The organism is Pseudoalteromonas sp. NFXS53 (assembly GCF_056629255.1).
Genome location: NZ_JBWVBR010000013.1, coordinates 138,108 through 147,863, shown reverse-complemented (window position 1 = coordinate 147,863; position 9,756 = coordinate 138,108). Strand labels below are relative to the sequence as shown.

Below are 9,756 nucleotides of genomic sequence, written 5' to 3'. Positions count from 1 at the left end.
TGCCCAGATAGCTCAGTCGGTAGAGCAGAGGATTGAAAATCCTCGTGTCGGTGGTTCGATTCCGCCTCTGGGCACCATCATTGAAAAGCCTCGCAATAGCGAGGTTTTTTCATTTCTAGCAAAATAAACCTCAGTCAACTCAAAACCATAGAAAGGTGTTTTCTTTTTAGGCACTTGCAATGTGGCGCTGATCTGAATCAAGTGACATTCTCATTAAAATAAAATTTCTATTTTTTTGCTTGTGAAATCCAATTTTGCCCTCAATACTGTAGTTGAGGTAAACAAAAAAAGGATACCCTATGAAAATAAATCTTTCTGGTCATCACGTAGATGTAACCGACGCCGTAAAACAGCATGTCCAAGAAAAGTTTGCCAAAGTTGCAACCCACTTTCCTTCATTGATCGCCTTAGATATTATTATTAGTAAAGAGCACAACCAGTTTTACACTGAGATTAGCACCAACTATGAAGGCGCACGCGTAGCAGTAAAAGGAGATGGTGATGTTATGTACAAAGCTATATCAGCAGCAGCTAAAAAATTAGATGCCGCCCTAAAGCATAGAAAGGGTCAGTTAAAAGCAGATAGGCACGAAAAACCAGTGAGCACTACACCACCTATCGCCCACGAAATTATTCAAGAGATGAACTTAAGCCAATAAGTTTATTGCAAATACAACGAAACAAGCCCGATTTATCGGGCTTGTTTCGTTTATGACTAATACCTTTTCTCAAAATAGACCACTTAGTTAAGCGGATTGGTATTATTTAAGAGAGTTGCTTGAGAGTTTAGATTTTTGTATTGAATTAATATTGTTAGTTACGAATATCGACTGGTGTTTTGGTGGTTTAACATCGGCTATATTGTGAAAAAAATAATGGTCTTTATTTAGTGCTTGATTATCAAACTTTATTAGAAAAAACATGCCAGCATGTTGAGCCATTCTCTCACCAGGGAGAAGTTGCGACCTATATTCCTGCGTTGGCCGAGCAGAAGAAAGGTCAGTTTGCTATTGCGCTGCAAACCTCTGATGGCAAAGTATACTCGGCTGGAGATGTCAGTAATAAATTTACAGTGCAATCAGTGTCAAAGGCACTCACCTTAACCATGGCATTACAGCGCTATGGGGATGAGTTGTGGCAGCGTGTTGGTAAAGAACCATCTGGAACTGCTTTTAACTCATTGACTCAGCTTGAGTTCGAGCAAGGTAAACCAAGAAACCCTTTTATTAATGCAGGTGCTATCGTTACAGCAGACGCACTTTACTCTCGTTTGAGCGCACCTATTCATGCTGTACTAGAGAAGTTTAGAGCTCAGTCGGGTAACAATAATGTTGTGATAAATCGCACTGTGGCGAACTCTGAATATCAGCATAGGTATCGCAATGCTGCTATGGCTTATTTAATGAAGTCTTTCGGGAACTTTGATAATGACGTCGAAAAAGTGCTTTGGAGTTACTTTAATTACTGTGCCATAGAGGTGAATGTGATTGAGCTTGCTAAGACGTTTTCTTATTTGAGTAATAAAGGGGTTTGTTTGCAAAGTGGTGAGCAAGTGTTATCGGCAAAGCAAACTAAACAACTCAATTCTTTATTATTTACCAGTGGTCTTTATGACGCAGCCGGCGACTTTGCTTATCGCGTTGGTATGCCGGGGAAGTCAGGCGTCTCAGGTACTATTATTGCCGTGTTACCGGGGCAGTTTACAGCTGCTGTGTGGTCTCCAGGTTTAGACAGTTATGGTAACTCGGTCGCGGGAATAGCCGCATTAGAATATCTAGCTGAGCATATTAACCATTAAAACTTACTTAATAATTAATACGTAAGCATAAATACAATAAAGCCGACTGATTTGTCGGCTTTATAAGTTTAATTTGTTTTAGTACAAATCTGCTTATTGTTCCCAATACGCTTGTTCTAATGAATCTTCACGTTCTGGTAAACCTCTCGATAAACGAGGAGAGTGCTGTACTAAAACTTCATAGCTTGCACGATTTGCATACTTACTGATCTGAGCTAATGATGAGTAAGTAACCGCTGTGTGTTCGTGCTTTGCTGAATTTGGCACATTCATTTTATGGTATTCGTTGGCTGATAAGTCATGTAATACCGCAGCTAACGCACAGTCGCCCGCACCATTGGTATTTTTAATTGAATCAGGACCACCCATATAAGGCGCTGTATGTGCGTAAACTTTAATCGGGTTAACACATGCATCTTTGCGCATAGATCGCGAAAATTCATATTGGTTGAATTCAGCGATTGCACCAGGCAGTAGCGGGTATTCTGTTTCACGTTTGAATTCATCATCAACGTAACCTGCCATAACGAGGCCTTTAGGACCAGCAGTACAAATAACAAGGTCAACCCAATCAAGCGCTTTGTCAGCAGCCAATAGCGGATCGCTGAAGCCTGTGATTGCCTCACCTTCTTCTTCGTTCATCGCTAAGATATCGACATGTTTTTCGACAAACTCAGCCCACCACTTAGGATCTTGCTCGATTAAAAACTTGGTACCGAGTGACAAAACAACCGGAACGTTGGCTTCATTCGCGTATTTAACTGCTTGAAGTGTTGCCTCTGTCATCGTCTCATCACCAGATGTGCGCATTAGGTAGGCGCTAATTACCAGTGCTGAAGCATTTGCAATAAGTTGCTCTGGAATTGACTCAGGCTTTAAGTGATTCATTAAGCCAGGGCTGATCGCAAATGTGCGCTCCCCTGTATCGTCAATTAATGTGAAGCAGCGACCAATAGGGCCGTCAACTGGTTGCAAATAATCCAGATCGACTCGGCTAGAGGTATTACATAAAAACTTGTATGCGTAGCTACCAATCTTTATGTTTTCACTCATTACACCAAGCAGTACTGAGCGATCGTCGGCTAACACCGAGTAATTGTGCATGGTATTACCTATAGTGCCACCTGCAAATTCATAATCGATCATATTTTCGCGTTTAAGACGGTCATATAACGCGTTTGTCACCTCACTTTCGATGACTTGTGACATACCTCGTTGCAGGCCAAATTCATCAAGAAATGCTTGATCAACTTTGGCTTCGATATCGACAACGATTTGGTCAATGCCGCAAATGTAACTGCGCTTAAGCCCATCTTCACTACTGATCTGGTCTAGTAGTGGGTCTTTATCTTCCACCGGAAAATAATGTTTATGCCTGCGGCGTCCCGGAAATTTCATGTGTTACCCGTGTGTGTTGTAGCTCAAGAAATAAAAAAAGCGGCGAATTATAGCCTAAATGCGGGAGCTTGAGCCATGCCAAATCGACAAATATTGCAATTAAATGTGGTATATTTGCGCTTAAACTTTCTAAATAGTAGCAGTAACAGACACTAATGACAGAAATCGAGCAAGATCAATACTGGATGCAAAAGGCCCTAGAATATGCTGATAAAGCTGAGCAACAGAATGAAATTCCTGTTGGGGCCGTGTTAGTGAAAGATGGTGAGCTCGTAGGCGCGGGTTGGAATCAGTCAATTTGTAACCATGATCCATCAGCCCATGCTGAGATGATGGCAGTGCGAGAAGCCGGTAAGAAAATCGAGAATTATCGCCTGATTGATTGCACTTTATATGTCACCCTTGAACCTTGTCCTATGTGCGCTGGTTTACTTGTTCATAGCCGTATTAAGCGCTTAGTATATGGCGCAGCTGATGCAAAAACGGGTTCTGCGGGTTCCATCATGAATATCGTTAGAGAGCCTAAGTTAAATCATCAGTTAGAGGTGACTTCGGGTGTGATGGCTGATCAGTGTGCAGAAAAATTATCGGCTTTTTTTCGTCGCCGCAGAAAAGAAATTAAAGAAGCGAAAAGGTTGGCAAAACAAGCAGCTCAAGAAGGCTGAGCTGCTGCTTCATTTTTTTCTGCCATTTCATCCATTTGCATGATGGCGAACGCTTTTCTTCGATTAAGCACCTTCTTGTGCGAATTTTTAGTCAAAACACGTCTACGATTTGGTGATGTATGAGAAGTGTTTCGTTTAAATTGGTGAGTACGACGTCTGTTAAGCATCGACACCTCCTAATTGTGAGAGATTAAACCATACCAATATCTTTGGTACATATATCAAACAATATAACTCGTTATTTAAGAAAATTGATTGATACTACGATTGGCAGAATTACAGGGAATGATTGCAAATTTGTGACAACGCGACCGAAAGCGTCACTTTTGTCCGTTTTCTGAATTGAGCGCACCGTTTTCATCTAACCAAACCAGTGCATCATAATATCGGCGGATGTTATCAACGTATTGAACTGCCACATCCCCACGTGCATATCCATATCGTGTTTTTCGATAGTAGCGCTTTTTAACCAACAGTGGTAGTCGTTTTTTCACATCTGCCCAGCGGCTTGGATCGCCACCTTGTTGCTTTGTAATTTTACGTGCGTCATTCACATGCCCCCAGCCCACATTGTAAGACGCCATCGCAAACCAAACATTGTCAGGGTGTTGTACGGACTTGGGAACACGTTTGATCAGTTTACTTAAGTAAAGAGCTCCCCCTCTAATATTTTGCTCGGGTTTAAGACGGTTTTTTACACCGACTTGTTTTGCCGTTGGTTGCGTGAGCATCATGATGCCACGCACTCCTGTGGGTGATTTTGCTCGCGGTTTCCACATGGATTCTTGGTAGCTCAATGCGGCAAGTAATCGCCAGTCTAGTTTGTTTTGTTCTGAGTATTTTTCAAACCATGCTTGGTACTTGGGGAGTACTTCTTTCGTGGCTTCTACAAAGGCGAGGGTATTTACATAGTTAAATGTTTCTACATGGCCAAAGTACTTCTCTTCAAGCTCTGCTAATTTTCCGTTTTGATTTACTTTGTCAAAAAAAGGCATCAGAAGTGCGTATAGCGAATCATCGGGATCTTTACGCATTATCCAACTGATCGAATCTTGTTTTGTGACCGAAAAGGCAATACTGACTTCTGGATGGTAGCGGCGAAAAAGGGCAAGAGAATGAGAATCAGCAATTGTGTAGCTAATTTTTTCGTCAATGATGTTTTGTAGTAGTTCTTCTTCATCCACATCTTCAACAACATGTATTTCAATATTGGGATAGGTTTTTTTCGCTTCTTGTAAGCTAATTAAGTGGTTTGAGCCTGCTAATACAGTAATAGGTGCATCGACTTGTTCAAAGTTTCTTGGTCGTCTTGGCCCCTGTTTATAAACTAGCTTTTGGCTAATGGCCCGGTAACTTGGACCAAAGCGATAATGCTCGCCACGTTGCGGGTGGTAACTGAGTCCGGCGGCAATAAAATCTAAATCACCATTGTCCAAACGTTGAAAAAGTTCAGGTAGGCTGTAAAACGGCACGATATTAAGTTTGACGTTAAGTGAGTTTGCAAATGCTTGTGTTAACTCATATTCAAAGCCTTGCTCGCCTTGCTGTGCCTGATAAAAATTGGCAGGTCCTGCTAGCGTGCCCACCTTTAATTCGCGCTTTTGTTGCACGCGCTCAAGCTGTGTCATAGGCGGTTTATCACATCCGACTAAAACCCACATAAAAATGATGAGTGTAAGCAATGGTTTTAACTGCATGAAGACAAAGCGCGAGGTTATTAATAAAACTAAACTATCAAAGTTCTGAGTAGATGCAAAATGAGAAATCTAACACTCTGAAGTAAAGGTGTTTTTTTACTATAATAAAGAACCTAATACGATTTTTGGCAGTTTTATAATTTTACAGTTAAAACTAGCCATGAATTCGACTATAATAGCGGCCCTAAATATCGTTCAATCCTTAACCCCCGGATGAAATAACCTATGTTGATTTTACGTGGTGCGCCAGCACTTTCTGATTTCAAAGTTCAAAAAATCCTTAAAACCTGCTCTGACGCGAATTTACCAGTAACTGGTATTTATGCTGAGTTTATGCATTTTGCAGACTTAACTGCAGAGCTGAGCGACTCGGAATTAGACAAGCTAAATAAACTACTTAAGTACGGCCCAACTATCGCCGAACACGAGCCTCAAGGTGCACTTATTTTAGTAACACCACGTATTGGTACCATTTCTCCGTGGGCATCAAAAGCAACTGACATCGCTAACAACTGTGGCCTAGATAAGGTTCACCGTGTTGAGCGTGGTATTGCTTACTATGTTGAGGGTGAGCTAAGCGCAGAGCAGCTAAATGACGTTGCTAAGCTAGTACACGATCGTATGACTGAGTCTGTTCACAACAGTCTTGAAGATGCAGGTCAGCTATTCCGCGTAGAAGAGCCGCGCCCAATGTCATCAGTAGACATTCTTGGTGGTGGCCGTGAGGCACTTGCAACAGCAAACGTTGAGCAAGGTTTCGCACTAGCAGATGATGAAATTGACTACCTAGTAGAAAACTTTACTAAACTAGGTCGTAACCCGAACGACATCGAGCTATTCATGTTCGCACAGGCGAACTCTGAGCACTGTCGTCACAAAATTTTCAACGCCGATTGGACAATCGACGGTGAAGAGCAGCCTAAGTCGCTGTTCAAAATGATCAAAAATACATTCGAAACGCACCCAGAAAATGTACTGTCTGCTTATAAAGATAATGCAGCGGTAATGAAGGGTTCTAAAGCGGGTCGTTTCTTCCCTAATAAAGAAGGTGAGTACAGCTACAATCAAGAGAACATTGAAATCTTGATGAAGGTTGAAACTCACAACCACCCAACGGCAATTGCACCATTCTCTGGCGCATCGACTGGTTCTGGTGGTGAAATTCGTGACGAAGGTGCAACAGGTCGTGGTTCTAAGCCAAAAGCAGGCCTAGTTGGTTTTACTGTATCTAACCTTCGTATCCCTGGTTTTGAACAGCCGTGGGAAACAAACTTCGGTAAACCTGGTCGTATTGTTGATGCATTAGACATCATGATCGATGGCCCGCTAGGTGGCGCGGCGTTCAACAACGAATTTGGTCGTCCTAACCTACTTGGTTACTTCCGTACTTACGAAGAAAAAGTTAACAGCCATAACGGTGAAGAGGTACGTGGTTACCACAAGCCAATTATGCTTGCAGGTGGTCTAGGTAACATTCGTACTGAGCACGTTCAAAAAGGTGAAATTCCAGTAGGTGCTAAGCTAGTAGCCCTAGGTGGTCCTGCAATGAACATTGGTCTTGGTGGTGGTGCGGCATCATCAATGGCATCTGGTCAGTCAAACGAAGACTTAGACTTTGCTTCTGTACAGCGTGAAAACCCAGAAATGGAACGTCGCTGTCAGGAAGTTATCGACAAATGTTGGCAGCTAGGCGACGAAAACCCAATCGCGTTTATTCACGATGTGGGTGCGGGTGGTCTTTCAAACGCATTCCCTGAGCTTGTAGACGACGGTGGCCGTGGTGGTAAATTCCAACTACGTAACATCCCGAACGATGAGCCGGGCATGGCACCACACGAGATCTGGTGTAACGAATCACAAGAACGTTATGTATTGGCAGTTGCGGCAGAAGACTTCGCACGTTTTGAAGAAATCTGTAAGCGTGAGCGCGCACAGTACGCTGTAATTGGCGAGGCAACAGAAGAACGCCACCTAACAGTTGCGGATAGCCACTTCGATAACAACCCTGTAGATCTTCCGCTTGAAGTACTACTTGGTAAAGCACCTAAGATGCACCGTGACGTTGAGTCAAAGCAGGTATCTGGTGAAGCACTTAAAACAGATAGCATCGATGTAGAAGAAGCGGCTAAGCGTTTACTTCGCCTACCGACTATCGCTGAGAAAACATTCCTTATCACCATTGGTGACCGTACTGTGACAGGTCTTGTGGCACGTGACCAAATGGTTGGCCCTTGGCAGGTACCTGTAGCAAACTGTGCTGTAACAGCAGCTGCGTTTGATACTTACCACGGTGAAGCCATGTCAATGGGTGAACGCACACCTGCAGCACTTCTAAACTACGGCGCATCAGCACGTTTAGCAGTAGCAGAAGCGCTAACTAACATTGCTGGTGCAAACATTGGTGGCCTTGAGAACATCAAGCTATCTGCAAACTGGATGGCAGCAGCAGGTCACCCTGGTGAAGACGCGGGTCTTTACGAAGCAGTTAAGGCTGTGGGTGAAGAGTTATGTCCAGCACTTGGTCTGACTATCCCAGTTGGTAAAGACTCAATGTCGATGAAGACAACATGGCAAGACGACGGTGAAGATAAGGCGGTTACAGCACCTCTTTCTCTAGTAATCACTGCATTTGGTCGTGTAGAAGACATTCGCAAAACAGTAACACCTCAGCTTCGCACTGATAAAGGAGACTCAAGCCTAATCCTAGTTGATTTAGGTGCAGGTCAAAACCGCATGGGTGCATCAAGCCTTGCACAGGTTTATAAGCAGCTTGGTGACAAGACGCCTGACGTTGATAGCCCAGAGCTATTAAAAGGCTTCTACAACGCGATGCAAGCACTTGTAGCTGACGAGAAGCTACTTGCTTACCATGACCGTTCAGATGGTGGTTTATTCACAACCGTTGCTGAAATGGCATTCGCAGGTCGCACTGGTGTGACTGTAAATCTTGATAGCCTGACAGGCTCTGACATCGAAGCGCTTTATAACGAAGAGCTAGGTGCAGTGATTCAGGTTCGCAATGACGACCTTGCAGCCGTTGAAGCTGTGTTAGCTGATAACGGTCTTGCAGCAATCAGCCATACTATTGGTGCACTAAACACGGAAGACAAAGTAATCTTCAACCGTGGCGGTGAAGCAGTCCTTGCAAATACACGTACTGAGCTACGTACTATTTGGGCTGAAACAACTTATAAGATGCAAGCACTTCGTGATAACCCTGAGTGTGCTAAGCAAGAATTTGATGCGAAATTTGACGAAAAAGATCCAGGTCTTAACGTAAAACTAAGCTTCGATCTAAACGAAGACGTAGCAGCACCTTACATTGCTACAGGTGCTAAGCCTAAGATGGCTATCCTTCGTGAGCAAGGTGTTAACTCACACGTTGAAATGGCAGCGGCGTTTAACCGTGCTGGCTTTGCAGCGGTAGACGTACACATGAGTGACATCCTTGAAGGTCGCCTAACGCTAGAAGAGTTCAAAGGCCTTGTAGCATGTGGTGGTTTCTCTTACGGTGACGTACTAGGTGCCGGTGAAGGTTGGGCTAAGTCAATTCTATTCAATGACATGGCACGCGATCAGTTCCAAACATTCTTTGAGCGTCAAGACACGTTCAGCTTAGGTGTATGTAACGGCTGTCAGATGTTATCAACTCTGAAAGAGCTTATCCCAGGTACTGAGCACTGGCCACGTTTTGTAACCAACAAGTCAGAGCGTTTTGAAGCACGTTTCAGCCTTGTTGAAGTACAAGAAAGCCCGTCAGTATTCTTCCAAGGTATGGCTGGCTCTCGTATGCCTATCGCAGTATCTCACGGTGAAGGTCATGCTGAGTTTGCAAACGACGCAGCAGTTAAAGCAGCACTTGAGTCTGGCACAGTAGCCGTTCAGTACGTTGATAACTTTGGTAAGCCTACAACGCAATACCCGAACAACCCGAATGGTTCACCAGAAGGTATTACAGGTATTACATCACTTGATGGTCGTGCAACAGTCATGATGCCACACCCAGAGCGTGTATTCCGTGCAGTAGCTAACTCTTGGCACCCTGATGAGTGGAAAGAAGACAGCCCGTGGATGCGCATGTTCCGCAACGCACGTAAAAACGTGGGTTAATTGAGTGAATATGTAGTTCATTAGAAAAGGTCGCGTAAGCGGCCTTTTTTGTATGTGAAAATTAAGACCGACAAAAATATCGGGAATA

General features: G+C 43.6%; 7 protein-coding genes and 1 tRNA gene. 5 read left to right on the top strand and 3 right to left on the bottom strand.

Annotated features, from left to right (window positions below; all coding sequences use genetic code 11):
• The first annotated feature begins 1 nt into the window (after position 1).
• The 3 genes from AC1HJP_RS14565 (at position 2) to glsB (ending at position 1,798) form a co-directional block, all read left to right on the top strand.
• Positions 2–77 (top strand) — tRNA-Phe (locus AC1HJP_RS14565).
• 222 nt (positions 78–299) lie between these two features.
• A complete protein-coding gene (gene hpf / locus AC1HJP_RS14560; protein WP_138483567.1) occupies positions 300–659 on the top strand; it encodes a ribosome hibernation-promoting factor, HPF/YfiA family in 360 nt (119 codons plus the stop codon).
• A gap of 230 nt (positions 660–889) precedes the next feature.
• On the top strand, positions 890–1,798 hold the full coding sequence (gene glsB / locus AC1HJP_RS14555; protein ID WP_480362459.1) for a glutaminase B: 909 nt from the start codon (positions 890–892) through the stop codon (positions 1,796–1,798).
• A gap of 93 nt (positions 1,799–1,891) precedes the next feature.
• Here glsB and AC1HJP_RS14550 read toward each other — a convergent pair whose 3' ends face one another.
• Positions 1,892–3,196 (bottom strand): inosine/guanosine kinase, encoded by a 1,305-nt coding sequence (locus AC1HJP_RS14550; protein WP_480362458.1) that lies wholly within the window; start codon positions 3,194–3,196, stop codon positions 1,892–1,894.
• Positions 3,197–3,351: 155 nt separating this feature from the next.
• Here AC1HJP_RS14550 and tadA point away from each other — a divergent pair, with 155 nt between their 5' ends.
• Positions 3,352–3,861 (top strand): tRNA adenosine(34) deaminase TadA, encoded by a 510-nt coding sequence (gene tadA / locus AC1HJP_RS14545; protein WP_138483573.1) that lies wholly within the window; start codon positions 3,352–3,354, stop codon positions 3,859–3,861.
• On the opposite strand, the gene AC1HJP_RS14540 is transcribed toward tadA, so the two are convergent.
• Positions 3,849–4,028 carry a hypothetical protein gene (locus AC1HJP_RS14540; protein ID WP_390447269.1) on the bottom strand — a complete coding sequence of 60 codons (180 nt, stop codon included), beginning with the start codon at positions 4,026–4,028 and terminating at the stop codon, positions 3,849–3,851. The two genes, tadA and AC1HJP_RS14540, sit on opposite strands and share 13 nt — an antisense overlap.
• Before the next feature lie 153 nt (positions 4,029–4,181).
• On the bottom strand, positions 4,182–5,558 hold the full coding sequence (mltF, locus tag AC1HJP_RS14535; RefSeq protein ID WP_480362457.1) for a membrane-bound lytic murein transglycosylase MltF: 1,377 nt from the start codon (positions 5,556–5,558) through the stop codon (positions 4,182–4,184).
• A 225-nt stretch (positions 5,559–5,783) separates the two neighbouring features.
• Between mltF and purL the strand changes: the two genes are divergently transcribed.
• Complete coding sequence (gene purL, locus AC1HJP_RS14530; RefSeq protein WP_480362456.1) at positions 5,784–9,668, top strand: phosphoribosylformylglycinamidine synthase; 3,885 nt, start codon at positions 5,784–5,786, stop codon at positions 9,666–9,668.
• Positions 9,669–9,756: the final 88 nt, after the last annotated feature.